Genomic DNA, 25,817 nt, shown 5'->3' with positions numbered 1-25,817 from the left:
ATTATGTGAACGGCCTGCTTATTTGGCGGCGTCGATGACTTTCTGGGCGTCTTCCAGCGAATATTCGACATTGGCGACGCCACCCTTCTGGGTGTTGGCGAGGTCCTTGTCGAGCGATTCCTGACTGACGCTGAGAAACGGAACCACGAGGTCCTTCTTCACGTCCTTGCCGTCGAGAATCTGCTGGGCAACCCAGAAAGCAAGTGTGGAAACGCCGGGTGCAATCGAAACCGACATGGTTTCATAGCCGTTGGCGTCCTTTTGGCTCTTCCACCACTGCAGTTCGTCTTCACGGTTGCCCATGATGATGATCGGCGTTTCGCGCTTGGCAGCGGCGAAGGCCTGCGCCGCGCCATAGCCATCGCCGCCCTGCGTCACGACTGCGTCGATTTTCGGCAGGCTTGGGAGGATGCCAGCGACGGCACGCTGTGCGACATCTGCGGCCCAGTCGCCATTGACGGAGCCGACGACCTTGAACTTCGGATGCTTCTTCACGCCTTCTTCGATACCGGCATGGATATTGTCGTCGACCGAAACACCGGCAAGGCCGCGGATTTCAAGCAGATTGCCACCATCGGGGAAGCGCTTTGCCAGATAGTCGATCTGGCCTTCGCCCATTGCCTTGAAATCGACCGCGATGCGCCATGCGCAAGGCTCCGTGACCGTGCCGTCAAATGAAACGACCGTGATGCCCGCATCGCAGGCTTCCTTGATTGCGCCGTTCAAAGCGGTTGGCGAAGCGGCATTGATGACGATAGCGTCATAGCCCTGCAGGATCATGTTCTGGATCTGTGCGGCCTGTTCTGTGGCCTGATTTTCAGCCGTCGTGAACGGATCAGCCGCAGCGACCACGCCGGCCTTTACGGCTTCCTTGGTGATCTTGTCCCAGCTCTCCAGCATGGCCTGGCGCCATGAGTTGCCAGCATAATTGTTGGAGAATGCAATCTTCTTCGACGATGTGTCGGCCAATGCGCTGCCAGCGGCGAGAACGCCTGCCAGTGCTGCGGATGCGAAAAGGATTTTTGCGAGTTTCATTCATTCCTCCCGGTTGCCAGTATACGACCCGCAGCGCCCCGGCACTTCGGATCGTCTGAATTGATTGTGATGCGAGCCTCCCGCACCGCCGCTCCTCAACGGCACCAGTCTGCGCCTGACGCGATTTTACGCTCTTGTCTTGCGGGCAATTTTCTGGTGAAGCGAGGATGAAAGAAGAGAAGCCTTCTGTGAAGGCCGAATGAAGCAACTGTCTTGCGGGTTTCCGCAGCAAAATTGCGGGAACCCGCAAGACGCGCCAAGCATGTCACGGCGTATTATAGAGCTTCATGAGCAATTTGCGTTCTGGAGGAGAAACGCTTGGCCGAACTCGCGCCCCAAAGGTTGCTCGACCACTATCTGAATATTTCCAGATTGCTGGCGGGACAGCTCGACTTCGATTCCATCATTCAGGCGGTGGCGGCGGAGATCACGCATATCGTGCCCTATGACCATCTGGACGTCTGCATCAAGATGCTGGATGGCAAGTTCCACATCGCCTATGAGGCTGGTATCGCCACCGCCTGGAGCCGCAATCCGCCAGCGCTTCTGTCCGGCAGTCCTATCCGTACTCTGTTGTCGGGCGAGGCTGGTTACCTTCTGACCGATGACGCACGCGCGGATCCGCGCTTTCACTTTGAAGGTTCATTCTCCAGTCCGATTATCGACCATGATCTGAAAGGCCGCCTGCACGTGCCCCTGAAAGCGCAGGGCGATATTATCGGCGCGCTCAGTTGTTCCAGTCTCATGCCCGCCTGCTACAAGCTGAGGGATGTGGAAAACGCTCAATCAATCGCTGATCTGCTTGCACCATACTTCTTTGCAATCCGCGCTGCGGAGCAGGCCAAGCGCTCCGCCATCGTGGAAACGGAAGCACGAGCCCGCGAGGAAGGCTTGCGATTTGGTGCGCTGAAACTGACTGAAGCCCTGGAGACCGAGCGCCATCGCATCGGTATGGATTTGCACGACCAGACGCTGGCCGACCTGACACGTCTTGCGCGCCATGTGGAACGGCTGACCCACGCCCCGGACCTTTCAGGCGAACAGCTTGAGCCGTTGTTTCGCGGGCTCCAGCATTGCATGCACGATCTCAGGCAAATCATTGAAGAAGCCAAGCCTTCGATCCTTCAGTTGTTCGGTTTTGTGCAAGCGACGGAAAATCACCTTGATCGCTCGGTGCGTGATAGCGGCTCATCCATCGAATGGACGCTGGATGATCACAGTGAGGGCATGGCTGACCGGCTGGAGGAAACGGTTGCGACTTCGCTGTTCCGCATCGTGCAGGAAGCGATCAACAATACGATCCGTCACGCCCATGCCAGCCGGTTGCGCGTAATGTTCCGCGACAAGGGCGGTCGCCTGCACGTTGAAGTCGCGGACGATGGCATCGGGATGGATCGCCAGATGCAAAGGCCGGGTGGCGGGCTTGGTGGCGGGCATGGAATCGACAATATGCGCACGCGCGCGCGGTTGATTTCTGCAAGTTTCGCTATCAGGAAGAACGCGGAAGGTGGCGGCACCAGCGTGACGATCCATCTGCCTGCAGAGATGTGCCGGGAGGCCGGAGAGTAAAATGCATGTTCTGATCGTGGAAGATGATCCATTGCACCGCGCTTATCTTGGCGAGGCGGTGCGCGCAGCATTGCCTGAGTGCAGCGATGTTCTGGAAGCCGACAACGGCTCAGCAGGTGAGAAGCTGGCCCGTCAGCATCGCGCAGCCCATATCGTCATGGACCTGCAGATGAGCGGGCGCAACGGCATCGAGGCCGCGCGCACCATCTGGAAGGAAAATCCAGAAACCCGCATCCTGTTCTGGTCGAACTATGCTGACGAAGCCTATGTGCGGGGTGTATCGCGCATCGTGCCGGAAGGTGCTGCTTATGGCTATGTGTTGAAATCAGCATCCGACGATAAGCTGCGGCTGGCATTGCGCAGCATCTTTGTCGAAGCACAATGCGTCATCGACCGCGAGGTGCGCGGCCTGCAGCAAAAGAGCCTCGGTCATGCCAGCGGTTTCAGCGAAAGTGAGTATGAAATTCTGGTCGATATCGCGCTGGGGCTTACGGATCGCGTTATTGCGCGCCGCCGCAATCTTTCGCTGAGAAGCGTCCAGAACAGATTGCAGCAACTCTATGAAAAACTTGGCGTTTATCAGGAGAAAGGCGAGCCGGAGGAAGGGCGTTTCAACCTCCGGGCTCGTGCCGTGACGGTAGCGCTTTTGCGCAAACTACTGAATTACAGTGCGCTGGAACGCGCAGAAATCGAACTGAACGAATGGCTTAGCCGACAGCTGCCTTCAAACGGCTCTGTGCGAGATTGAGGCCGAGTTCCGACGCACGGGCGATGACCGGAGCGAAGCGACGCCGCTTCTTTTCGTCATGGTTGGAAGCAATGTCTGCGATGCGATGCTTGAGGAAAGGGTTGAGAAACCGCTCCCGCACCGAAGCCACGTAAGCTTCGGCCTGTTCGCCAAGGCCGTCCGCAGCAAATACCGGTAGGACTTCCTCGCGCCAGACCGCTTCCAGTTCAATCCGGATCGTCTCGTCCTGCATGGCTTCCAGCACGATTTCGTCTTTAGGGCGGCTGCCCTTGAGCCATTGTTCCGCGATGAACGTATGGCCAAGGTTGAGCAGGTAGAGCTTCAGATGCTCATAGCGCTCAAGATCGTCGGTAACGACGATATCGTCGTGTTCGCAAGGGAGCGTCAGGCCTTCGGCCTTCTCGATTGCCCAAAGCGCGTAGGGCTCGGCAATGGCGCCGATTGGCTCGATGGGCTCGGAAACGATGCGGTCGACAAGGCTGTTGGCGAAGATGCACCGGGCTTGGAGCCATTGCACGAAACCGTCCGGCAGTTTCCAGTCATTGGCCAGATCGATAAGGATCGAGCGCAGCTTGTCGCCATTGCGTGAGATCAGCTCGCAGGGAAAGAGCGACAATGGCGTATCGGGATTGTGCTGCCAGCGATGATGCAGAAGCACCAGAAGTTTGGCCGGAAAACTCTTCGGTAAAGCATCCGGATTGGCAAGAAGCGAGCTGTCATCGCTTCTGTCGAGTTCGTAGCCCTTGTCGCCGGTATTGGAGAGGATCACATCGACGCTGGCGCCAAGGTCGAGAATCGTCGTCCAGTCGTGATGTGCGGAATAGGCGGCGGTAACGCCTTTCGCCTGATGTTCGTTCTCGGACGGTTTGCCGTCGATAAGCCCACGGATCATTATGGGATAGCTGCCGCTCTCGTTCAAAGCCGCGATGCGCTGGCTACTCTGCGGATTTGAAGTCGTCTGCACGACGGCAATTGTCCCGATGGCTTTCCCCTTCGAAAGTGCCTCCGAAACAAAGAAATCGGCATGAGCCAACAGAAAACGGCTGGTGCCGAACTGCAGGATCGCTGGCTTCTCGTGCATGACCTTCTCCCATAAATCGTTGGTTTTAACTAAGCGATGCACGGTAAATTGGTCAAGCCAGTAGGAATCTTTATCGAGAGACTGGTTCGGTTTCAGATGTGGAAATGTGCATTTTGCCGCAATTCTTCGGGCTTTTAAGCATATTGCGCTTCTTTCCGGTTGGAAATATGGTAAGGCCAATTCGAGGAGAGGCGAATTTGGGAGCACAATGAGCGACTTTACGGCAACCGCGGAACCCCGCAGGCTTTATCAGCAGATTGCAGACCGGGTGAGAAGCCTTATCCAGGAAGGCCAGTTTCCTGCCGGTAGCAGGCTGCCGGCTGAACGCGAGCTGGCGCAGCAACTTGGCGTGTCGCGGCCTTCGCTACGCGAGGCGCTGATTGCGCTCGAAATCGCTGGTAATGTCGAAATCCGCATGGGTTCCGGCATCTACGTCACGGCGGAGTCAGAAAAGCGCTCACTGTCCCATGGCGCTTCCATTGGCGAGAGCCCACTTGAAATCATGCAGGCGCGCGAAATGGTCGAAGGCAGCGTGGTCGTCACGGCCTGTGCGCGCATGACGCCTGAAACGCTGGCTGAACTGCGCGCAACGATTGATGCAATGAAGATCAATGTCGATGCCGGGCGCAAGGCCATTGAGCTCGACAGGCAGTTTCATCTGCTCATTGCCGAGCAATCGGGAAATTCCGTGCTGGTGCGCATCGTGCGCGACCTTTTTGACGAGCGGCATAGTCCGCTGACGTCGCATATCAGGACGCGCTTCGAGGATAACGATACATGGGCTCTGGCTCTGGCCGAGCACGAAGCCATTTATGCGGCGCTGGAAGCGAGGGATCCGCTTCAGGCGCAGGCAGCCATGCGAACGCATCTGGATCGATCCAAGCAGCGTTGGATGGATAACGAACCCAGCGAGTGATTAGCCGGGACGATTTGGGAGTGAGGTCAGACACATGAATGAATCCGTTGATACAGCCGTTGCGCCGGTTATTCTGCTGCATCCGTCTGATGATGTTGCGGTTGCGCGCATTTCGGTTCGCGCCGGTGATCCGATCGGCCTTAACGGGATCAATGCCAGCGAGCTGATCGGACGCGGGCACAAGGTTGCTATTCGCGATATTCCGGAAGGCAAGGAAGTCCTGAAATACGGTCAGGTGATCGGCGTTGCGACCAAGGACATTGCCCAGGGCGAGCATGTGCATCTGCAGAACCTCGCCATGCTGCCCTCCGAACACGAGCATCAGTTCTCCATCGATATCGAAGAAAACGGCATGCTACCCGAGGCAGAGCGTCGTCATTTCATGGGCTATGACCGGGGCGCTGGCGGTGTTGGCACGCGCAATTTCATCGGCGTGATTTCCTCGGTCAATTGCTCGGCTACGGTGTCGCGTTACATCGCGGATTATTTCAACCGTATGGGCGGTCTCGACGGTTTCGACAATGTCGATGGCGTCGTGGCGCTGACCCATGGCAGCGGTTGCGCGCTCAACACCAAGTCGGAAGGCTATCGTCTTTTGACACGCACTATTCAGGGTTATGCCAAGCATCCGAATTTCGGCGGCATATTGCTGATCGGACTTGGTTGCGAAACCAATCAGATTGCGCCGATCCTGGAACATTACCGCATGGAGGAAGGCTCACGCCTGCGCACCATGACGATCCAGCAGCATGGAGGCACGCGCAAAACCATCGATCATGCGATTGCCGAGATCAAGGAAATGCTGCCGCTGGTCAATTCGGCGGTACGCACCAAACAGCCTCTGTCGAAGTTGAAAGTGGCGCTGGAATGCGGCGGGTCGGATGGCTATTCCGGCATTTCGGCCAATCCGGCGCTCGGCTATGCCTCAGACCTTATCGTACGCAATGGCGGTACGACCGTTCTGTCGGAAACACCGGAAATCTACGGCGCTGAGCATCTTTTGACCCGTCGTGCAGTAACGCCTGCGGTCGCCGAAAAGCTGTTGCAGCGCATCGACTGGTGGCGTGATTACACGGCGCGTAATGGCGACGAGCTGAACAACAATCCATCGCATGGTAACAAGCTCGGCGGGCTAACCACCATTCTGGAAAAGTCGCTCGGCGCCGTTGCCAAGGGTGGCTCTATGCCGCTCAAGGCCGTCTATGAATTCGCTGAAACTGTGACTGAACCCGGATTCGTGTTCATGGACACGCCGGGTTACGATCCCGTCGCAGTAACCGGACAGGTGGCTGGCGGCTGCAACGTGATTTGTTTCACGACCGGACGCGGCTCGGTTTCCGGCTTCAAGCCTTCGCCTTGCATCAAGATCGCCACGAATTCCGAAATGTACGAGCACATGAAGGAAGACATGGACATCAATTGTGGTGGTATCGTCACTGGCGATGAGACCATTGAGCAGTCCGGCACCCGCATTTTCGAACATATCATCGCGGTCGCATCCGGCGAGAAGACGTTGAGCGAAGCCTACGACTATGGCGACAACGAATTCGTGCCTTGGCAGGTCGGCGCCGTAACCTGATCCCCTTTCTCTAATGACGACTGACAGGAATAATTCGATGGTCAAAGCTCTGCGTATCGAGAGCGAAAACGTCACACGTTTTGCAGAAATCGACGAAACGCCATTGCTGGCCGGTCAAGTCCGTGTGCGGGTTCGGCATGTGGGTCTGTGCGGCAGCGATCTGAACACCTTCAAGGGGCTTAATCCGCTGGTGCAACTGCCACGTATTCCGGGGCATGAAATCGGCGGCGAGATCATGGAAGCCGGAGAGGGCGTTAGTGATGCCTACGCCAAAGGCAAGCGGGTCATCGTGCTACCCTATACGAATTGCGGCGAGTGTTCGTCCTGTCGCAAAGGTCGGCTTAATGCGTGCCGTTATAACAAAACGCTTGGCGTCCAGCAAAACGGCGGCTTGGCTGACCAGATCGTGCTGCCTGCCGAAAAGCTGATCCTGAACGATACGCTGGCACCTCGTCATCTGGCGCTGGTCGAGCCGCTCTCGGTTGGCTTCCATGCTGTCGAGCGCGGACGCGTTCAGGCAGGCGATACGGTTGCTGTTCTGGGTTGCGGCATGATTGGCATGGGCGTTCTCATCGGCGCGCTTGCGCGCGGTGCGAAGGTTATCGCCATTGACCCAAGCGCTGAAAAGCGCGAACTGGCGCTGCAATTCGGAGCAACGCACGCTCTGCCGGGCGGTGAGGATGTCGTCGCGAGGGTTCAGGAACTGACCAATGACGACGGTGTGGACGTTGCTTTTGAAGCGGTCGGTCTGCCGATCACCTTCACGCAGGCTGTCGATCTGGCAGGCTTTGCGGGCCGGGTGGTTTATGTCGGCTATTCCAAGGCCCCCGTCACCTATCAGACGCAGTTCTTCAACCTGAAGGAACTCGACATCATGGGATCGCGCAATGCGACACTCACGGATTTCGAGGCCGTTATCGCGCATCTGGAAAAGCTTGGGGCGGATGCCGACAAGCTGATCTCGAAGGTATTTCCGTTCGATGAAGCTGAAGCGGCGCTTCCCTATTGGGACGGCGATCGCAACGTTTTGAAGATCATCATCGAGCACGACTGAAATCGAAGCAAATGTTCGGTGCCAGGAAGGATGGCATCGGACGCTAGTGGAGGAAACCGGCCTCAAGGCCAATTGTTTAATGACCCCGTACGGGAGGACAAAGATGAAGAAACTCGTTACCGGCATGATCGCCGCCAGCATGTTGCTGGCAGGAAGCATGGCTGCATACGCCGGCAATGTGTCGATCAAGGTTGCCTATGAAAACAACCCCGGCGAGCCTTTCGATGAAGTAATGCATTACTGGAAAGATGATCTTGCCAAGCGCAGCAACGGTGAAATCACGCTCGAACTCTACCCAAGCTCGCAGCTTGGCTCGAAGAAGGACGTGACCGAGCAGGCCATGATGGGCCTTAACGTCGTGACCATTTCCGACGTTGGCTTTCTGGCTGAATATGATCCGGACCTCGGCGTGCTTTATGGTCCGTTCCTGACCGATGATCCGGCGCAGCTGTTCAAGGTTTATGACGGTCCCTGGTTCAAGGAAAAAAGCGAAGAGCTGAAGAAGAAGGGCATTCACATCGTAATGCCGAACTATCTCTACGGCATTCGTCAGATCATTTCCAAGAAGCCGATCCGTACACCTGAAGACCTGAAGGGAATGAAGATCCGCGTGCCGAACAACGTCATGCAGATCAAGACCTTTGAGGCCATGGGCGCGACCCCAACCCCGATGCCGCTGGGCGAGACCTTCCCGGCATTGGCGCAGGGCGTGATCGACGGCGTCGAGAACCCGATTTCGGTTCTTTACGGCCAGAAGTTCCAGGAAGAAGCCAAATATCTGAGCAAGGTTGGCTATCTGACCAACGTGGCGCTCATCGTCGGCGGCGAAGCCTTCTTCTCCACGCTGCCGGAAGATCAGCTCAAGATGATCCATGAGTCTGCCTATGATGCGGGCCTCTACAGCCAGAAGCTGACGATCGAAAAAGACAATGAAATGATCGAGAAAATGAAGGAAGCCGGTGTCGAGATCATCGAAGTCGACCGCGCTCCTTTCAAGGCGCTCGCTGAAAAGGTCTACACCCAGTTCCCGGAATGGTCGCCTGGTCTTTACGACAAGATCAAAGCCGAACTGAACTGATCCATCCTTATTCGGATATCACCATGTCGCGGCGTTGCTGCGGCATGGTTCGCTCATGGAATTCAATCCGATGAAACTGTTTGAAAAACTGATCGAATGGCTGGCTGCAGTGCCACTGTTCATCCTGCTTGCGATGTTCAACATCGCTGTCGTCATGCGCTATTGGATGCATCAGCCATTGCAATGGACCGAGGAAATGGCCGGTCTGTTGATGATCTGGATCGTGATGCTCGGCAGTGTCGCTGCGGAACGCAGCAACCAGCATCTTGCCATTCCGATGCTCGTGGATATGTTTTCGGAAAAGGTGCGCGATGTCGTCAACGCCATCGTCGCCATCCTGTCGGGACTGTTCCTGCTTTACGTATCCTATGCCGGTTACAAGCTTTCGGTTGCCGCTCAGTTCAAAGTGACTGACGTGTTGCGGGTCTCCTATTACTGGATCGATATCGCCGTGCCCGTCGGCTTCGTCATTATCGCTCTTTATATGTTTGCAGGCGCATTCAAATCCTTGCGTGCCGCTTTTGCGGGAGGCAAGGCATGAACCTGACCACCATCGTTCTCATCATGTTAGCGCTGATCGCGCTCAATATGCGCCTTTATGTGGCCATTCTGATCGCGGTCTTCACCTATTTTACGTTTTTCAACCAGATGCCGATAGCGATTGCCGTGCAGCGCTTCATCAGCCCGGCACAGAATACGTCGCTGCTTGCCATTCCGTTCTTCATCATGCTTGGCACGGTGATGTCGCATACCGGTATTGCAGAACGTCTCATCAAGGTTGCGGAAATTTTGGTCGGTCGTATGCGTGGCGGTATGGCGCTCACCAACATCATGGTTTCGACCCTGATGGGCGGCGTCAGCGCTTCCAACCTGGCCGACAGCGCCATGCTCACCCGCATGATGGTGCCGGAAATGGTCAAGCGTGGCTATGACAAGGCGTTTTCCTGCGCGGTGACGGCTGCAGGCTCGCTGATTACGCCGATCATTCCTCCGGGTATCGCGCTCATCATCTACGGTCTGATTGCGGATGTTTCCATCGGCAAAATGTTCATGGCCGGTGTCATTCCGGGTATTCTCGGCGCCATTATCCTGATGATTGCAGCTTATGTCACATCGGTAAAGCGCGGCTACAAGCCAAGCCGTGAAAAGCGGATGAGCGGAGCCGAAGTTATTTCGACGCTCGCTTCGGCATGGCCAGCGGTCCTGCTGCTGTTCGCGATCATCGGCGGCATCCGTATGAACATCTTCACGCCGACGGAAGCGGGTGCAGTTGCTGTCACGCTGGTTCTGATCATTGGTTTCGTGATCTATCGCGAAATGCGCGTCTCGCATGTGGTGGATTCGCTGATCGAAACAGCAAAATCGACTGCGTCTGTCATGCTGGTCATCATGGCATCGTCGGCGCTTGCATGGGTGTTCTCGCTTGAACAGGCAGGTCAGTCGCTGATGCAGCTGATCTCGTCCTTTACCAGCAATCCTTATGCGTTCCTGCTGGCAGTCAACGTGATCCTGCTGATCCTTGGCGCGCTGATCGAGGGCACGGCCCTGATGATCGTTCTGGTTCCGCTTCTGATGCCGACGGTAAAGGCTCTGGGCATTGATCCGGTGCATTTCGGCATCATCGTGATTATCAACCTGTCGATTGGCACGCTGACACCGCCTGTCGGAACGGTCATGCTGATGGTCTGCAATATTGCGAAGGTAAGGGTTGGAGATTTCACCCGTCAGGCTTTCAGCATGTATATGGCGCTGTTTATTCTTCTGGCGCTGGTTACTTACGTGCCGATTATTTCAACCTATCTGGCGCACTAGACTTGGCAGGTTGATCAAGGAGAAAAGCGCGGGAAGTTCCCGCGCTTTTTCATTTACTCACCAAGGGTTTTCGACACGCGGCCAGATGGCGCGGCTGAGCTTGCGGTAATTGGTCGTGCGCGGATTGCTCGGATAGGAGCTGGGCGCTGCGACATAGATGATCTCGGCAGCAATCGGCACAAAGCCTGCATGAAAATGATTGGTGGATTTGACCACCAACATCTCCTTCTTCATCGGGTCGATGCCGATATTCGAGAAGATATCCGGCTCGAATGTCTGCGTCCGGTTGGTGTTGAGAATGATGTCGATCTCGGTGCCTTCAATTCGTATCACCGCCGAGGCTCCAAGCGTCACGCGGCTTGGGCCAAAACTCTGCCAGCCTTCGGCAAAGGTTTTCATGACTGTCACACGCGCATCGATGGGTTCGCCGCCAAGCGGACCGGACTTGCCGCCGAAACGCAGGTCGATCACCGCACCTTCGCCTGCCGCATGACAGAAGGTCACTGCGATGGGGTCCCAGATCGTGGCAATGCCGATATTGTCGATACCGCGTTCGATCAGGCGGCGAAGAACATAGGTTCCATCTCCTGCAACGCCGCCGCCGGGATTGTCCCACACATCGGCGATCACTGCAGGCTTTGCGGGATTGGCCGCATGGGCGGCCAGCGCCCGGTCGATGCCCTGATCGGTGTCGAACATGGTCATCAGCGTTTGCTCGCGCATGGCGATCAGTTCACGCCCGAGTTTTTCAGCAAGTGCTGCACCCTTGGCCGGATCATTATTGGTAACGACGAGGATACGGGTTCCCATTTCCGGCACATCGGCAGCCATGAAGCCATGAATGACGGAAATGGACAGGATACCATCCTTACCGTGCATTGCCTTGATGCGGTCGACGAAGGAGCGCATTGGCTCTTTGCTTGTGGGAAACACACTGATCATATGACAGTCGAAAGTGGAAATGACCGGCTTGATACGACCTTTCAGGGCATCAAGTGCAAGGTCAACCACATGCTCGCCGCGTTCGTAAAAATCCGTGTGAGGAAATTCCAGGAACGACGCAAAAATATTGAGGTTTTCGACACGCTTCGGCGTCAGATGGCTATGCGGATCGAATTCGCTGGCAACCAGAATATCCGGCCCGACAATGGCGCGCACGCGCCCCAGAAGATCACCCTCGCAATCGTCATAGCCTTGGGCGACCATGGCGCCATGCAGGCCGAGAACGACTGCATCAACGGGCATTGCCGCCTTGAGCTGATCGAGAATTTCATCGCGCAATTCCTCGAAAGCCTGCCGCTGCAACAGCCCGCCGGGTTCCGCCCAGGTGGCGGTGCCTTCGATGACGGTCAATCCTTCCGCCGCCGCGCGTTTGCGCAATGCAACTATAGGTGAAGAGCAAAGCGTCGGCGTTTCCGGATGCTTGCCCGGTGCAGCATAGAAGGCCATTTCGAACGAGGCCCTGTCGGTTGGAACCGGTGAAAACGTATTGGTTTCTGTCGCAAGCGATGCGGTGAAAATGCGCATGGAGATACTCTGTGCGGGGAGGTGACGTGCTTATTTCTGCGGTGCGTAGGCGATGGCCTCGACTTCGATCTTGATGTCGATCATCAGGCGGGATTCGACGGTGGTGCGCGCTGGAGGCTCTTTTGGAAAATAGCTGCCGTAAACGGCGTTCATTCGCCCGAAATCCCGCGCGTCTTCTAGCCAGATGGTTGTTTTGACCACGTCTTCCATTGTGGCGCCTGCAAGTGCCAGTGCGGCTTTGACGTTCTCGAGCGCCTGTCTTGTCTGCGCTTCAATGCCGCCCTCAACGATCTGGCCGTTTGGTCCGACTGGCACCTGACCCGAAATATAGACTGTGTCGCCTGCGCGAACGGCGGGGGAAAGTGGCACATGCGATGCGCCGAAGACCTGTTTTCTGGACATGATTTCTCCGGTTATTTGACGGCCCCAAGCGCCAGTCCCTTGATGAGATAACGCTGAAGCCAGATGAAAAGGACGGCGACCGGCAGCGTGGCGAGGAAGGTCGCCGCCATGACATAATGCCATTCGACGGTGTAACGCCCGGCTACCAGCGAAAAGACCTGAATGGGCAGGGTGTAGCTCTCCTGCCTGCGCAGCATGGTCAGTGCGACGACGAATTCATTCCATGCATTGATGAAGGTGAAGATGGCGGTCACGGCGATTGCAGGCAGGCAAAGCGGCAGGAACACTTTTATCAGTGTCTTGCCGCGCCCGGCGCCTTCCATCCACGAGGCTTCTTCCAGATCACGCGGTATGGTGTCGAAATAGCTTTGCAGCATCCACACGGTGAAGGCGATGTTGAAAGCCATATAGACCGCACCGACTGCGGAGACACTTTCGATCAGCCCATAGGCGGCGAGCAGCCGGAAAAGACCGAGCACCAGAACGATGGGCGAGATCATCTGCGAAATGAGCAGGAATTGCCGGAATGCATCGTGGCCAGCAAAGCGGAAGCGCGACATGGCATAGGCAGCAGGAATGGAGACGATGATGGCACCGACGGAAGCAATGACCGAAACGTAAAGCGAGTTCAGAAGTGCTTGCCCGAATTTGGTCTGAACCCACATTTCCGAAAAATTCTGCCAACGGAAGCTGCTCGGCCACCATGTTGGCGACAAGACTTCCTGTGGCGGTTTGACGGCGGTGAGAAACATCACCGCAAAGGGAAACAGTGTTAGTAGGATGAGCGGGGACAGGATGGCCCAGGCGATGATCGTGCGTTTCAGCTTTGAGCTTGTCATGCGCGTTCTCCCCGCATCGCAAGGCGGATATAGATTGCCGTAAAGGCAAGGAGGATTGCCAGCATGATGAGCGATACTGCGGATGCTTCCCCCAGCTTTCCCAGGCGGAAAGCGAGCTTGTAGAGATGTGTCACCAGAATATCGGTGGAGTTGGCCGGTCCGCCCTGTGTCATGACCCAGATGATCGGGAATGAATTGAAGACATAGATCGTATTGAGCACGATGGCGATATTCACGAAGGGCTTGAGCAGCGGAAATGTGATTTCGCGAAACTGCTGCCACAGGCTGGCGCCTTCCAGAGACGACGCTTCGTAGAGATCCTCCGGGATGGATGATAGTCCGCCGAGAAAGATCGTGGTGGTGAAGGGCACTGTCACCAGAATACCGACCAGTATCTGCATGGGAAAGGCGGTAGCTGCGCTCGCCAGCCATTGAATGTTGCTGTCGATGATGCCGAGATTACGCAGTGCGGAATTGAGCATTCCGCTTTCACCATTGAGCGCCCAACGCCAGACAATGGCAGTCATGGTGAGCGAAACCGCCCAGGGTAGCATGACGATGACGCGCGCTACCGAGCGGCCATAGAAATCCATGTTGAGGATGATGGCGACTGGAATGGAAACGATCAACGCGCCGCCAACCACGGCGACGGTCCAAAGTGCGGTGCGCCAGAGTGCATTGAGGAAATCGGGCGTTGCGAAAAGCGCAGTGAAATTTGCGCCGTCGTTGAAATCGCGTAGCTGCCCGAAGCGGTTCGCGTCATGGCTGGCAATTTCGACGAGATGCACCACGGGCCAGAAGATCACCACCGCAGCCAGAAGCAGGCTCGGCAGGATCAGGAGATAGGGCAGGGTGCGGCTTTGCATAGGCAATCAAAATCCCGAAAAGGAAAAAAGCCCGGCGGCGCGAGGGCACTGCCGGGCAGGCGGGGAGTGCTACTTCTTCAGGATCGCGTCCGCCTTGGCGGCGGCGTCCTTCAGCACGGCATCAGGTTCGCCCTTGCCGAGATAAATGCTCTGCATGGCATTGGACGTGATGTCGGCAATTTCTTCCCAACCCGGAATGATCGGTGCAAAGCGGGCATCCGGCAGCAGCGCGGTGAAGGCGGCGAGATCGGCATTATTAACGTAATAATCCATCTTCGCTTCTTCCTTGTTGACCGGAAGGAAGCCTTCGCCCTGCGTGAACTTGGCGCGCCATTCGGTCTGGAACAGGAAGTCGAGCACCTTCCAGGCTTCCTCCTTGTTCTTGGAATTCTGGAACATGATGACGGAATCGGTCACGCCATAGGTGCCACGCGCGCCTGTCGGTCCGGCAGGAATGGCTGCAACGCCATATTTGAGGTTTGGCGCTTCTTCCTTGATCTGGTTGGAAAGGAAAGGTGCGGTAATCATCATGCCGACCTTGCCCTGCTTGAACAGGTTCTGCACGTCCTCACGTGCATAGGACGTGACGCCAGGTTGGGTCAGGCCATCGTCGATCAGCGACTTGTAAAGCTTAGCGGCTTCCAGTGCTCCGGGTGTACTGAGGCCTGACGTGCCGTCCTTGTTCAGGATTTCCGTGCCGTAGGACCACATGCCGTAATAGTAATAAACGTCGGTCTCGATTTCTTTGCCCTGCAGGCCGAAACCGTAATTCTCTCCGCCGAGCGCCTTGATCTTGGTGGCGGCGGCTCTCAGTTCGTCCCAGGTTGCGGGCGGATTTTCAACGCCTGCCTTGGCCAGCAGATCCTTGTTGTAATACATGGCGCGGGCAGATGCCGCGATCGGCAGGCCGTAGGTCTTGCCTTCAAGAACGGACGGTGACAGGAAAGTCTCGATGAAGCGGCCCTTGAATGCGTCGTCCATGTAGCTGTCGAGCGGTTCGGCGATGCCCTGCTGTACGAAATCGATCAGCCAGCGCGTGCCGATGATCGAAAGATCCGCATTGGTGCCGGCCGAAATATCAGTTGTCAGTTTCTGCAGAAGCACATCCCACGGCACTACTTCGAAATTGAGGGTTATGCCGGGATTAGCGGCTTCAAACGCCTTCTTGACCTCTTCGAAATAGGGGCCGGTCTTGGAGCTGTACTCCGCCACGGTCATGCGTACTTCGCCAGCATTTGCGACCGACGACAGCGCTAGAATACTCAATCCGGCCAGCAGGCCAGCCTTCCATTTGTTGATAGACATCTTCCCGTTCCCTTGTTTTGCCCCGCATTGGTGCGATGACGATCTATTTTTGTTATTTTCTTACATTATCGGCTTAATCGGCACTTTCAAGTGAAAAGTTTTGTTGCAAACTTACATTTTGACTTTTACGCTGGTGGGAATAAACAGGTGCAGAAAGCTGCCACATAAAAGGGGAACAGCGTGGAGCAAGCAGGCGAATTTGCCGGGAAGTCGGTGCTGGTTACCGGGGTCGGTGGCGGTGTTGGAAGCGCGCTGGTCAAACTGTTCTCTGAACGCGGCGCCCGCGTGATCGGTTGCGATGCGGCATTGGAAACGATGACGGGCGACGCTCTTCATGCTCGCTACGCCTTCGATCTTCTTGATCGCGATGGACTTGAACTGGCTGCAAAGCGGATCATAGCGGAATCCGAATTGCCCGATATTGTCATCAATAATGCGGGCTGGACCCGCGCCGAGACCTTCGATGGGCTGGATCAGGGCAAGATCGAGGTTGAGATCGACCTCAACCTGACCGCTGTTGCAGGATTTTCCAATGTGATGGCGCAGGCGATGGCGGCGCGGGGCAGCGGTGTTTTCGTCTTCATTTCCTCGGTCAATGGGCTCCTGCATTTCGGAAACCCGGCTTATGCGGCGGCCAAAGCCGGAATCAATGCTTTTGCGCGCGGTATTGCGGTTGAGTTTGGAAGGAAGGGCGTACGCGCCAACGTCGTCTGTCCGGGGTCGATAAGAACGCCTGCATGGGACCATCGTATCGCACAGGATGCAAGCGTGCTGGACCGCCTGCAGCGCTTTTATCCGTTGGGGCGTATCGTTGACACCCGTGAAGTGGCGGAAACGGTAGCATTTCTGGCCTCTGACCGCGCATCGGGGATTACCGGCGCGATCCTTCCTGTCGATGCCGGGCTGACTGCGGGCAATCTCCGCTTCTTCGATGATATTCTCGGAGGGAACTGAGCGATGAAAGAGGTTTCGCTGCGCGGTATCACCAAGACTTTCGGGCAATTGACCGTTCTCGACCGTGTCGACCTCGATATTCAAAGCGGGGAATTCCTTGTGCTGGTCGGCCCTTCCGGTTGCGGAAAATCCACGCTTTTACGGATGGTGGCCGGGCTTGAGCCCATTTCCGGTGGCGACCTTTTGATTGGTGGAGAACGGGCTAATGAGCTACCACCGCAAAAGCGCAATATCGCGATGGTGTTTCAATCCTATGCGCTGTTCCCGCATATGACGGCGCGTGAAAATATCGGTTTTGGCCCACGTATTCGCGGCGAGAAATCGGAAGAAACGGCCGCGAAGGTGGACAGCGCGGCTTCTATCCTCAATCTCCACTCCTATCTTGACCGCTATCCGCGCCAGCTTTCAGGCGGCCAGCGCCAGCGCGTTGCCATGGGGCGCGCCATTGTGCGCGAACCGTCGGTGTTTCTGTTCGATGAGCCGCTTTCCAATCTCGACGCCCAGTTGCGCGTGCAGATGCGCACGGAGATCAAGGCCCTGCATCAGCGGCTGAAATCGACAGTGATCTATGTCACCCATGACCAGATCGAGGCCATGACAATGGCCGACAGGATCGTGGTTATGAATCAGGGCAAAATTCAACAGATCGGCGCGCCATTGGATCTTTATGATCGCCCGGCCAACAAGTTCGTTGCGAGCTTTATCGGTTCACCGTCCATGAGCTTCATTCCGGGCACGGTGACGGGCGGAATATTCCGTACCGGAGAGGGTGAGGAAATCGCCGTTTCAGCAGGGCCGTCAGATGTCCGGCAGGCGGAAGCGGGCATTCGGCCAGAAAACTTCACGGTCACGTCGGATGGCAAGGGGCTGACGCTCACTGTGGAGGTGATCGAGCCGACAGGTCCCGAAACGCATATTTATGGCCGGATCGCGGGACAGCCCATACGAGCTGTGTTTCGCGAGCGCATACGTCTTGCGCCGGGCGAGCAAGTGCCTGTAACTGCAAAGAGCGAACACATACACCTTTTCGACAAGGATAGCGGTCTCCCGCTTTGAACTTCCGATGAGCAAGGTTGCCGACATCATCACGCGGCTGCATGTCGTGGCGCAGGACGGATCGAAATCCGACCGGCGGCTGGCTGCGCTCGTGCTGGCAGATCCCGATTACGCCTCCAAGGCGGCAATCTCGGAAATTGCGACCAGAGCCGGTGTCAGCGAACCTACGGTGACACGCTTTTGCCGCGCGCTCGGCTGTGACGGCGTTCGCGATTTCAAGTTCTTTCTGGCGCAGGCGCTGGCCATTGGCGGCCAGTATCTGACGGCGGAAATTCCCGCTCGTGACGTTCGTGAGAGTCGTATAGCCACGGCTGTAACCGACGCGGCGATTGCCGCTATCCAGCGGGCCAGCGATGGGCTTGATATGAGCGTGTTGATGAAAGTGGCGGAACGGCTTGCCGCCGGTGGCCCTGTGCTATGTCTGGGGTCTGGCGGCATCTCGTCCATGCTGGCAACAGAAATGCAGAACAGATTGTTCCGCTTGGGGCTTCCTGTCAGCGCGCAAGTGGATGGGCAGTTGCAGCGCATGTATGCCGCCGTCACTACACATGAAACGACGGTGATCGCTTTCTCAGTCTCCGGTTTTGCGCGTTCGGTGGTAGAGGCCGTGCTGGTCGCGCGGCAATATGGAGCGCAGACGGTGGCGATCACGCCTGCCGGTTCCGATCTCGCCAAGGCGGCGGACGTGCTCATCCCTTATCAGGCCAATGAAGACGGCAATATCTACAAGCCGACATCATCACGCTTCGCGCTGCTAGCCATTCTCGATATGATCGCCACGGCGACAGCAGAAGCGCGTGGCCCAAAGGTGCTGGAAAGCCTGCGCCGCATCAAGCATAGCCTCAATACGCTCACCATAGACGATCCGCGCTTGCCGCTGGGAGACTGATACATGACCAGACCGAAAACCGTTCACGAGGTGGATACACCCGCTATCCTCATCGACATTGATCGTGTGAAAGCGAATATCGCCAAGGCGCAAGCTCATGCGGATTCAGTGGGTGTTAAACTGCGCCCGCACATCAAGACGCATAAACTGCCGCTCTTTGCCAGAATGCAGGTGGAGGCGGGCGCGACCGGGATTACCTGCCAGAAGCTCGGCGAGGCAGAAGTCATGGCCGATGCTGGAATGACGGATATTTTCCTGCCCTATAATATTCTGGGTCAGGAAAAGCTCGACCGCCTGCACGCCCTGCATCAACGCATCACGCTGTCGGTGACGGTTGATAATTCAACCTCCCTTGCGGGGTTGGCGGCACGTTTTACCGATGAAAAACACCCGTTGAAAGTGCTGGTCGAGTGCGACACCGGTATGGGGCGCTGTGGCGTGCAGACGCCAGCCGAAGCATTGGAACTGGCGCGGATCATTGATCAAAGTGCAGGTCTTCGTTTCGGCGGTCTGATGACCTATCCCGCAGCGGGCAAGCCGGACGAGGCTGAACAATGGCTTTATTCGGCGCGTGAGCTGCTGGAAGCAAACGGTCTTCCTTGTGAGACAATTTCGAGCGGCGGCACGCCGGATATGTGGCGCAAATCCAGTGACAGTGTTGTCACCGAATATCGTCCCGGCACCTATATCTATTTCGACCGTTATCAGGTCGAGAAGGGGGCTGCGACAGTGGATGATTGCGCCTTGACGGTGCTTTCAACGGTCGTCAGTCACCCAACATCTGAGCGCGCAATCATTGATGCTGGTTCCAAGGCGCTATCCAGCGATACGTTGGGACTGAGCGATTTTGGTGAAGTGATGGGCCGCCCCGATGCACGTGTTATCGGTCTGAGTGAGGAGCACGGCAAGCTGACCGGTGACGTCGCCAACTTGAAGGTTGGCGAACGGGTGCGGATTATTCCGGATCACGTCTGCGTCGTATCCAATCTCTTTGACGAGGTTCATCTTGTTTTGGGTGAAGATGTCGTTGACATACTGCCGGTCGCCGCACGTGGAAAATTAGGATAATCAGGAGGATGGCATGAAAGGCGCGGTCAATCCGTTTGCTGGCGACAAGGATCGCGAACAGATTTGGGAAATGCTCGTGCGGCGCGATATCGAAGCTTTCGTGTCGCAAGACTGGTCCCTGGTGGCCGATGATTTCGACGAATTGCGCTTCCTTGGCATTCATGCGCACAATGATCGCGATCCCGACAAATGGGATGCCGGATTTCCGACGCTCGCAAGCTATCGCGACGAATGGCTGCGACAGGCGGCGGAAAGTGCGGCGGTTGAGTATGCCGAATCCTTGGCAGGCGGCATCTTCCGTGCGACGAATCTGAGCGTGATCGATATTACGGGCGATGTTGCCGTCGCGCGGAAAAAATTTGATGGAACGATAACCAGGAAGGACGGAACAGCTGATCGTCTCAACTGGCAAACGCTTTATTTTTGCCGTCGCGACGGCGCTCGCTGGAAGATCACCGGCTTTGTCGGATACATGGCGTATCGCTGAAATATCTGACTTTTGAGGCATTAATCACGGCGCGGATTCATCAGTCTGCGCCTCATTCAGCAGGGAAAAGTGGTCTGCAATAATGTAGATATAGTAAAGTATAATATAGATATGATTTTAAATTGGTATTATTTATGAATAATAAGGTATATATATTTATAGAATCAGTATACTTATAAAAATAATAACAAAATAATATAATTCAAAATTTGAAATATAATAAATATGTAATATATTCTTACTTAATTTTCCAAAATTCTAAGCTATAGTTCTCATCCATGCGAGGAGAGATACTATGGCAAAGATAGTCGGCACAAATAATTCAGACAATATCGTCGGTTCTGACGAGAATGACCGTATATGGGGTCTAACTGGAAATGATTTTATCGATGGAGGCCGCGGCAGCGACATTCTCGATGGGGGCGCGGGCGATGACGTTCTGACAACCACCGGCGGAGAAGCATCTGGATTTGATGAACTTACAGGAGGGGCCGGCAATGACCGTCTTGTCTTCAATTTTGTCGGCGGCGCAGCACGCGGCGGGGAAGGAATTGATACGCTTGTAGCCGATCTGTCGAACCAGCAAGACGCCGTTGTGTTCAGTGCGGCGCAAGGGCACGCTTACTGGGGAGATCCAACGGTTAGTGACAATCACCTCTATTTCACAGATGTCGAACGTCTGAATCTTCAGACGGGTGCAGGCAATGATGTCATCGATGCGTCAGGTTTTGCCTTTGCAAACATTCACGCGGGTGCCGGCAACGATAAGATTGTGGCTGGAGCTGGGAATGATCAGATTTCCGGCGGTGCCGGACATGATCATATCTGGGGTGGAGGCGGTGCCGATGAAATCCGCGGTGGCAGCGGCAATGACATTATCGACGGTGGCAATGGCGACGACAATATCTCCGGGGATGAAGGCAATGATACGCTGCTGGGAGGCCGGGGTAACGATATCCTGAATGGTGGTGACGGCGACGACACTCTCAACGGCGGCGACGGTAATGACATTCTCTACGGAGGACCAGGCACGGACACCTTGATCGGTGGCGCGGGTAATGACACGTTCATCAGTTACAACGCAGATGGCGACGTCATGATTGGTGGCGATGGCAATGACAGTTTTTCGGCCGGTGTGCAGGATAGCTACTATGCCGGATACTGGTTTCAGATGTCTGGCGGCGCCGGTGACGACACGTTCTCGATTTATAGTGACGGCAACCTCGGCAGTATTGATGGCGGTGAAGGAACCGACACGCTCTCGGTGAATTTTGACGACGTTGCCCGTGGCTTTACTTTCGATGCCGCATCTTACACCACGATAGAGAAATTCAACCTCGATGTTCGCTCGGCGACCACGGGGGCTCAAATTTTCGGCGGCGACGGCGATGACCGTATCACTAGCTCGGAGACGTTTCGGGAAGGGTTTAGCGGGAATGACACCTATGATGGCCGTGGGGGCAATGACTATATCTACGGCGCAAGCGGTTCCGACAATCTCCTTGGTGGGGATGGTGACGACGAACTGAACGGTGGTGAGGGTTCGGACCGGTTGTTGGGCGGGGCAGGTTCCGACATTCTGACCGGTGGCAGTGGTGCCGATACATTTATCTGGGACGATGAATCTGTTCAGTCCGGAGGTCTCGATCGCGTAACCGATTTCAACGTAGATGGCGGAGATGTCCTCCTGTTCCGAGGCGTAGATACCATCACAAACTTTGACAGCTTTGTTGCCGCATCTGTCGATACGTCCGAAGGCGTTTTTGTGAGCATTGATGGTAGTGCAAACGGAATCATTATCGAAAATGTTACGCTTGCCGAATTGTCGGAAAATGATGTCACTTTTGCCTGAGCCTAGGCGATCATTATAAAGCGATCCGATAATGCACCTTGTCTCTCCCGGTGAATTCCGGGAGAGTATGCTCTAGGGTCAAAACCCAATCAGACTGTTGATCATATTGGTTCTCCGTGGTTCACTGCCTTCTACAGCAGGAGTTTTGGACCATGGCAGGAGAATTCTGGCTTGATGAGCAGCAGTGGGCAGTGATTGCGCCACTGCTTCCGACCAACCAGCCTGGTGCTCATCGCACCGACGATCGCCGGGTCATCAGTGGAATCATCCACGTCCTGCGATCGGGTTGCCGATGGCAGGATTGTCCAGCCTGCTACGGACCTCCAACAACCGTCTACAATCGCTTCCATCGCTGGTCAGCCAAAGGAATATGGCGGCGGCTGTTTGAAGCTTTGGTGCAATCGAGCGATCGGGACATCCATATGATCGACAGCACCACCGCAAAAGCACACCGCTCTGCCGCTGGCGGAAAAGGGGGGGCGATGCCGAAGCAATCGGTCGCTCGCGAGGCGGCAGAGCGACAAAAATCCATGCTGTTGTCGATGGTTGTGGCCATCCAGTCGCGTTGCGAATAACGCCAGGGCAACGCGGCGACGCCCCTGTTGCCATTCCACTGCTCGAGCCTTTGCCTTGGACACGCCTCTGTGCAGCAGACACTGCTTACGACAGCGACGCTTTGCGAGACTTCCTTGCAATGCGAGGCACGCAACCGGTCATTCCCAACAATCCAACCCGAAAGCGGATCAGGCCGTTCGACCCCATCGCCTATCGACGGCGAAATATCATCGAACGCACCTTCTGCCGCCTCAAGGATTGGAGGCGCGTCGCGACACGATATGACAAGCTCATGATTAACTTCGCCGCGACCTGCTACATCGCCGCCATCGTCACATGGTGGATCAATTGAGTCTGGAGCCTAGGGCGCGCGCAAATCCACTCAGGTTGGGGGAATGTTTCCGAAAGCCGAATGGGCACTGTTGCGTGCTGTTTCAGGTGTTTTTTATCCTTGGTTGGATAATCCTGACTTACAGTATAATCATACTATTTTTCTGTAATTATGGTCATTTTTATTCCGAATTATACTAATTCGGATGATGTCGCAGCTGATTGCATATTTGTCGCAGCCCGTTCCTGTAATTGACTGGAACGGGACTACTATTGTCTTCAGGCTGGTCGATTGTCTCCTTCTTCAAGCAGTGTCGGACAGCTTTCCGAGTTTGTCGTGCAGCCCTTCAAAAAAATCATTCAGGGGGACGGTTGCTGGACGGACGATTGAGATGAATTCACGGCTGTGGGTGGACATGTCGGGAAATGACCTATATAGAATCAAGAAATCTATCGATAATCATTCCATGCGGACCGTTTGCGGAACGCAGATCGCGTGCGAGCACTTTGCGCTGGAATGAAGTTCTGTCAATGTTAAAAAGGAGATTAAGTCCGCCAGCACAGCGGGGTTAAACTTAATGCATGGTATTTTATACAAGGAAGAAAGTATGAAGTCGCCGGCTGAGACGAAAATAAGCTTGAAGAGCGTTTTTAAAGTCTTCGGCGATGATCCGGAGCGTGCAATGCAGGAATTGCGCGCAGGTAAATCAAAAACCCAGATTCACAGCGAACTCGGCGCAACAATCGGCGTCGATGATGCGACCTTCGACATCTATGAAGGCGAAGTATTCGTTATTATGGGCCTCTCCGGCTCAGGAAAATCTACGCTTCTGCGTCTGCTCAATCGCTTGATCGAACCAACTTCGGGTTCCATCGAAGTGGATGGCCGCGATATCGTCAAAATGACGAAGCGTGAGCTGATCGATCTTCGCCGTCGCGACATGAGCATGGTATTCCAGTCTTTCGCGCTCCTGCCCAATCGTTCGGTCCTGAATAATGCATCCTTCGGTCTTGAAGTGGCCGGAATGGGTGAGGCGGAACGTCACCAGAAGGCGCTGAAGGCACTCGCTGCCGTCGGGCTCGAGCCTTATGCCAACAGCATGCCGGATCAGCTTTCCGGCGGCATGAAACAGCGTGTCGGACTGGCGCGTGCTCTAGCGAGCGAGCCGACCATTCTCTTGATGGACGAGGCTTTTTCCGCCCTCGATCCGCTGATCCGCACCGAAATGCAGGACGAATTGAAGCGGCTTCAGGCAGAACACAGCCGGACGATTATTTTCGTCAGCCATGATCTGGACGAAGCGATGCGGATCGGTGACCGTATCTGCATCATGCAGCACGGCAAGGTTGTGCAGGTGGGGACACCGAATGAAATCGTGTCCGCACCGGCCAATGATTATGTCCGTTCCTTCTTCCGCAATGTCGATGTGTCCCGCGTTTTCAAGGCCGCCGATGTGGCGCGCGAGGACGAGCTGATCGTCTTCGAACCCGAACAGCTGGCAACAGCGCTCGAACGTTTTGATGCGAGCGGGAAGACATTCGGTGTGTTGATCGATGCAGACCGCACATATCGCGGCATGGTCAGTCGTGACGCCCTGGCAAAGGGTATCGCAGTGCAGGGCGGCGAGAGACTGGATAATGTCTCTGCTATCGAAGCCGAAGCGCCGCTTTCCGGATTGCTGACGCAGGTGGCGGAAAGCCCCTGGCCGGTTCCGGTCACTGATCGCCAGAACCGTTATGTCGGTGCTATCAGCAAATCGGCCTTGCTTGAAACGCTTGGTCGCGCGGGTTGAGACCTGCGCGCCAACGGCCTTTTGCCTGATGAAGGCAGAATTGGTCCAATCCAGAAGAAATACGGAAATGGACGGTAAAACATGGATTTGAATTTCAGTGTCGGCGGATGGGCGGATGTTGTGGTCAACTACATTCTCGACCACTTTACGCCCGCGCTTGATATGATCGCGGCCGCTATCGGTTTTGTGACCGACGGTATTCAGAATGCTCTTCTCGCTGTCCCGCCGTTAGGCGGGGTTGCAATTCTCACGCTGCTCGCGCTTTGGCGTGTGGGGTGGAAGTTCGCGATATTCACGGCTCTCGCGTTGGGACTCATCATCCACATGGAATTGTGGACGGGCACGATGGAAAGCCTCTCTCTGGTGCTTGCATCAACGGTTATTGCTGTGGTGATCGGTATTCCGCTCGGCATCGCCATGGCCCGTAGTGATACAGTCGCTTCGATCGTGCGTCCTGTGCTCGATCTCATGCAAACGATGCCTGCGTTCGTCTATCTCATTCCGGCAGCAATGTTTTTTGGCCTCGGTGCCGTGCCCGGAACGATTGCGACGGTGATTTTTGCGATGCCCCCAGTCGTGCGTCTGACCAATCTCGGTATCCGGCAGGTGCATGCGGAGTTCGTTGAAGCGGGGCTCGCCTTCGGCTGCACATCCCGGCAGCTTCTGTTCAAGGTGCAGCTTCCAAACGCCATGCCATCGATCATGGCTGGCATCAACCAGACGATCATGCTGTCGCTTTCTATGGTGGTGATCGCGTCGATGATCGGTGCAGGTGGCCTCGGCAATACTGTGTTGACCGGCATCCAGCGCCTCAATGTGGGCCTCGGCTTTGAGGGTGGTCTCGCAGTAGTCATTCTGGCGGTCATTCTCGACCGCATTACCCAGAGCTTCGGCAAAAGCGGGGCAGGATTTTTCAAGCGGCTCGCATCTCTAAGGAAGGCGGCGGACGCTCAGTCCGCCTCATCCTTTCGCAAGCAGGAAGCATGAAGAAAGCAGAAACAATAACCAAGAATAACAATGGG

The 25,817-nt window shown here is 55.7% G+C and carries 24 protein-coding genes; 17 read left to right on the top strand and 7 right to left on the bottom strand.

The features are described 5' to 3' along the window. Window positions 1-18: 18 nt before the first annotated feature. Window positions 19-1,035: an ABC transporter substrate-binding protein gene (locus tag MKS82_RS21320; protein ID WP_109986376.1), complete on the bottom strand. Its 1,017-nt coding sequence runs from the start codon at window positions 1,033-1,035 to the stop codon at window positions 19-21. A gap of 318 nt (window positions 1,036-1,353) precedes the next feature. On the opposite strand from MKS82_RS21320, the gene MKS82_RS21315 reads away from it, so the two are divergent. After that, window positions 1,354-2,604, top strand: a complete 1,251-nt coding sequence (locus MKS82_RS21315; RefSeq protein WP_109986377.1) for a GAF domain-containing sensor histidine kinase — start codon at window positions 1,354-1,356, stop codon at window positions 2,602-2,604. 1 nt (window position 2,605) lies between these two features. Then, window positions 2,606-3,352 carry a response regulator transcription factor gene (locus MKS82_RS21310; protein WP_010659092.1) on the top strand — a complete coding sequence of 249 codons (747 nt, stop codon included), beginning with the start codon at window positions 2,606-2,608 and terminating at the stop codon, window positions 3,350-3,352. On the opposite strand, the gene MKS82_RS21305 is transcribed toward MKS82_RS21310, so the two are convergent. Then, window positions 3,312-4,433: a D-mannonate oxidoreductase gene (locus tag MKS82_RS21305; RefSeq protein ID WP_109986378.1), complete on the bottom strand. Its 1,122-nt coding sequence runs from the start codon at window positions 4,431-4,433 to the stop codon at window positions 3,312-3,314. The two genes, MKS82_RS21310 and MKS82_RS21305, sit on opposite strands and share 41 nt — an antisense overlap. A gap of 208 nt (window positions 4,434-4,641) precedes the next feature. On the opposite strand from MKS82_RS21305, the gene MKS82_RS21300 reads away from it, so the two are divergent. The 6 genes from MKS82_RS21300 to MKS82_RS21275 all read left to right on the top strand — a co-directional run bounded on the left by MKS82_RS21300 (window position 4,642) and on the right by MKS82_RS21275 (window position 10,872). Then, entirely contained in the window at window positions 4,642-5,349 is a 708-nt protein-coding gene (locus MKS82_RS21300) for a FadR/GntR family transcriptional regulator (RefSeq protein ID WP_109986379.1), read from the top strand. A gap of 34 nt (window positions 5,350-5,383) precedes the next feature. Beyond that, a complete protein-coding gene (locus MKS82_RS21295) occupies window positions 5,384-6,928 on the top strand; it encodes a UxaA family hydrolase (RefSeq protein ID WP_109986380.1) in 1,545 nt (514 codons plus the stop codon). A 37-nt stretch (window positions 6,929-6,965) separates the two neighbouring features. Further along, window positions 6,966-7,982 (top strand): zinc-binding alcohol dehydrogenase family protein, encoded by a 1,017-nt coding sequence (locus MKS82_RS21290; protein WP_109986381.1) that lies wholly within the window; start codon window positions 6,966-6,968, stop codon window positions 7,980-7,982. Between the two features lie 103 nt (window positions 7,983-8,085). Next, window positions 8,086-9,060: a C4-dicarboxylate TRAP transporter substrate-binding protein gene (locus MKS82_RS21285; protein WP_109986382.1), complete on the top strand. Its 975-nt coding sequence runs from the start codon at window positions 8,086-8,088 to the stop codon at window positions 9,058-9,060. Window positions 9,061-9,130: 70 nt separating this feature from the next. Next, the gene (locus MKS82_RS21280) at window positions 9,131-9,601 is read left to right on the top strand and encodes a TRAP transporter small permease (RefSeq protein ID WP_176038351.1); all 471 of its coding nucleotides are present in this window, start codon (window positions 9,131-9,133) and stop codon (window positions 9,599-9,601) included. Next, entirely contained in the window at window positions 9,598-10,872 is a 1,275-nt protein-coding gene (locus MKS82_RS21275; protein ID WP_109986384.1) for a TRAP transporter large permease, read from the top strand. The genes MKS82_RS21280 and MKS82_RS21275 overlap by 4 nt, the downstream gene beginning before the upstream one ends. Before the next feature lie 57 nt (window positions 10,873-10,929). Here the strand turns inward: MKS82_RS21275 and MKS82_RS21270 are convergent, their stop codons facing one another. The 5 genes from MKS82_RS21270 to MKS82_RS21250 form a co-directional block, all read right to left on the bottom strand. Next, window positions 10,930-12,399 carry a M81 family metallopeptidase gene (locus MKS82_RS21270; RefSeq protein WP_109986385.1) on the bottom strand — a complete coding sequence of 490 codons (1,470 nt, stop codon included), beginning with the start codon at window positions 12,397-12,399 and terminating at the stop codon, window positions 10,930-10,932. Window positions 12,400-12,429: 30 nt separating this feature from the next. Continuing rightward, window positions 12,430-12,801, bottom strand: coding sequence for a RidA family protein (locus MKS82_RS21265; protein ID WP_109986386.1), 372 nt, complete (start codon window positions 12,799-12,801; stop codon window positions 12,430-12,432). Window positions 12,802-12,812: 11 nt separating this feature from the next. Further along, the gene (locus tag MKS82_RS21260) at window positions 12,813-13,640 is read right to left on the bottom strand and encodes a carbohydrate ABC transporter permease (protein ID WP_109986387.1); all 828 of its coding nucleotides are present in this window, start codon (window positions 13,638-13,640) and stop codon (window positions 12,813-12,815) included. Next, complete coding sequence (locus MKS82_RS21255) at window positions 13,637-14,506, bottom strand: carbohydrate ABC transporter permease (protein ID WP_109986388.1); 870 nt, start codon at window positions 14,504-14,506, stop codon at window positions 13,637-13,639. Before MKS82_RS21255 ends, MKS82_RS21260 begins: the two co-directional genes overlap by 4 nt. A 69-nt stretch (window positions 14,507-14,575) precedes the next feature. Beyond that, complete coding sequence (locus MKS82_RS21250; protein ID WP_109986389.1) at window positions 14,576-15,811, bottom strand: ABC transporter substrate-binding protein; 1,236 nt, start codon at window positions 15,809-15,811, stop codon at window positions 14,576-14,578. Between the two features lie 180 nt (window positions 15,812-15,991). Here MKS82_RS21250 and MKS82_RS21245 point away from each other — a divergent pair, with 180 nt between their 5' ends. From MKS82_RS21245 to MKS82_RS21200, 9 genes are all read left to right on the top strand, one after another. Then, window positions 15,992-16,765 (top strand): SDR family oxidoreductase, encoded by a 774-nt coding sequence (locus MKS82_RS21245; protein WP_109986390.1) that lies wholly within the window; start codon window positions 15,992-15,994, stop codon window positions 16,763-16,765. A gap of 3 nt (window positions 16,766-16,768) precedes the next feature. Continuing rightward, window positions 16,769-17,821 (top strand): ABC transporter ATP-binding protein, encoded by a 1,053-nt coding sequence (locus MKS82_RS21240; protein WP_109986391.1) that lies wholly within the window; start codon window positions 16,769-16,771, stop codon window positions 17,819-17,821. A 7-nt stretch (window positions 17,822-17,828) separates the two neighbouring features. Beyond that, complete coding sequence (locus MKS82_RS21235; protein WP_109986392.1) at window positions 17,829-18,710, top strand: MurR/RpiR family transcriptional regulator; 882 nt, start codon at window positions 17,829-17,831, stop codon at window positions 18,708-18,710. A gap of 3 nt (window positions 18,711-18,713) precedes the next feature. Next, a complete protein-coding gene (locus tag MKS82_RS21230) occupies window positions 18,714-19,778 on the top strand; it encodes a D-TA family PLP-dependent enzyme (RefSeq protein WP_109986393.1) in 1,065 nt (354 codons plus the stop codon). A 13-nt stretch (window positions 19,779-19,791) separates the two neighbouring features. After that, window positions 19,792-20,265 (top strand): hypothetical protein, encoded by a 474-nt coding sequence (locus MKS82_RS21225; RefSeq protein ID WP_109986394.1) that lies wholly within the window; start codon window positions 19,792-19,794, stop codon window positions 20,263-20,265. A 295-nt stretch (window positions 20,266-20,560) separates the two neighbouring features. Then, window positions 20,561-22,117, top strand: coding sequence for a calcium-binding protein (locus tag MKS82_RS29555; protein ID WP_109986395.1), 1,557 nt, complete (start codon window positions 20,561-20,563; stop codon window positions 22,115-22,117). A 152-nt stretch (window positions 22,118-22,269) separates the two neighbouring features. Then, window positions 22,270-23,024, top strand: a protein-coding gene (locus tag MKS82_RS21210; RefSeq protein ID WP_240579213.1) for an IS5 family transposase whose coding sequence is annotated in 2 segments (ribosomal slippage) — window positions 22,270-22,600 and window positions 22,600-23,024 — 756 coding nt in all. Because the reading frame shifts where the segments join, the coding sequence is not laid out codon by codon here. 586 nt (window positions 23,025-23,610) lie between these two features. Next, entirely contained in the window at window positions 23,611-24,795 is a 1,185-nt protein-coding gene (gene proV, locus MKS82_RS21205; RefSeq protein ID WP_109986397.1) for a glycine betaine/L-proline ABC transporter ATP-binding protein ProV, read from the top strand. Window positions 24,796-24,876: 81 nt separating this feature from the next. Continuing rightward, on the top strand, window positions 24,877-25,782 hold the full coding sequence (locus tag MKS82_RS21200; protein ID WP_109986398.1) for an ABC transporter permease: 906 nt from the start codon (window positions 24,877-24,879) through the stop codon (window positions 25,780-25,782). The last annotated feature ends 35 nt before the right edge of the window (window positions 25,783-25,817 follow it).

It is taken from the genome of Ochrobactrum sp. A-1 (assembly GCF_022488005.1).
Lineage (GTDB): Bacteria > Pseudomonadota > Alphaproteobacteria > Rhizobiales > Rhizobiaceae > Brucella.
Note: the sequence above shows the minus strand (reverse complement) of the source record. Positions and strands in the feature narration are given on the sequence as shown.

What these genes read in the sequence shown, in the direction of transcription:
- MKS82_RS21310 (WP_010659092.1), top strand. Translation starts at nt 2,606, where the DNA reads ATGCATGTTCTGATCGTGGAAGATGATCCATTGCACCGCGCTTATCTT.
- proV (WP_109986397.1), top strand. Translation starts at nt 23,611, where the DNA reads ATGAAGTCGCCGGCTGAGACGAAAATAAGCTTGAAGAGCGTTTTTAAA.
- MKS82_RS21255 (WP_109986388.1), bottom strand. Translation starts at nt 14,506, where the DNA reads ATGCAAAGCCGCACCCTGCCCTATCTCCTGATCCTGCCGAGCCTGCTT.
- MKS82_RS21285 (WP_109986382.1), top strand. Translation starts at nt 8,086, where the DNA reads ATGAAGAAACTCGTTACCGGCATGATCGCCGCCAGCATGTTGCTGGCA.
- MKS82_RS21240 (WP_109986391.1), top strand. Translation starts at nt 16,769, where the DNA reads ATGAAAGAGGTTTCGCTGCGCGGTATCACCAAGACTTTCGGGCAATTG.
- MKS82_RS21250 (WP_109986389.1), bottom strand. Translation starts at nt 15,811, where the DNA reads ATGTCTATCAACAAATGGAAGGCTGGCCTGCTGGCCGGATTGAGTATT.
- MKS82_RS29555 (WP_109986395.1), top strand. Translation starts at nt 20,561, where the DNA reads ATGGCAAAGATAGTCGGCACAAATAATTCAGACAATATCGTCGGTTCT.
- MKS82_RS21275 (WP_109986384.1), top strand. Translation starts at nt 9,598, where the DNA reads ATGAACCTGACCACCATCGTTCTCATCATGTTAGCGCTGATCGCGCTC.
- MKS82_RS21260 (WP_109986387.1), bottom strand. Translation starts at nt 13,640, where the DNA reads ATGACAAGCTCAAAGCTGAAACGCACGATCATCGCCTGGGCCATCCTG.
- MKS82_RS21320 (WP_109986376.1), bottom strand. Translation starts at nt 1,035, where the DNA reads ATGAAACTCGCAAAAATCCTTTTCGCATCCGCAGCACTGGCAGGCGTT.
- MKS82_RS21295 (WP_109986380.1), top strand. Translation starts at nt 5,384, where the DNA reads ATGAATGAATCCGTTGATACAGCCGTTGCGCCGGTTATTCTGCTGCAT.
- MKS82_RS21280 (WP_176038351.1), top strand. Translation starts at nt 9,131, where the DNA reads ATGAAACTGTTTGAAAAACTGATCGAATGGCTGGCTGCAGTGCCACTG.
- MKS82_RS21300 (WP_109986379.1), top strand. Translation starts at nt 4,642, where the DNA reads ATGAGCGACTTTACGGCAACCGCGGAACCCCGCAGGCTTTATCAGCAG.
- MKS82_RS21200 (WP_109986398.1), top strand. Translation starts at nt 24,877, where the DNA reads ATGGATTTGAATTTCAGTGTCGGCGGATGGGCGGATGTTGTGGTCAAC.
- MKS82_RS21230 (WP_109986393.1), top strand. Translation starts at nt 18,714, where the DNA reads ATGACCAGACCGAAAACCGTTCACGAGGTGGATACACCCGCTATCCTC.
- MKS82_RS21270 (WP_109986385.1), bottom strand. Translation starts at nt 12,399, where the DNA reads ATGCGCATTTTCACCGCATCGCTTGCGACAGAAACCAATACGTTTTCA.
- MKS82_RS21265 (WP_109986386.1), bottom strand. Translation starts at nt 12,801, where the DNA reads ATGTCCAGAAAACAGGTCTTCGGCGCATCGCATGTGCCACTTTCCCCC.
- MKS82_RS21235 (WP_109986392.1), top strand. Translation starts at nt 17,829, where the DNA reads ATGAGCAAGGTTGCCGACATCATCACGCGGCTGCATGTCGTGGCGCAG.
- MKS82_RS21305 (WP_109986378.1), bottom strand. Translation starts at nt 4,433, where the DNA reads ATGCACGAGAAGCCAGCGATCCTGCAGTTCGGCACCAGCCGTTTTCTG.
- MKS82_RS21225 (WP_109986394.1), top strand. Translation starts at nt 19,792, where the DNA reads ATGAAAGGCGCGGTCAATCCGTTTGCTGGCGACAAGGATCGCGAACAG.
- MKS82_RS21290 (WP_109986381.1), top strand. Translation starts at nt 6,966, where the DNA reads ATGGTCAAAGCTCTGCGTATCGAGAGCGAAAACGTCACACGTTTTGCA.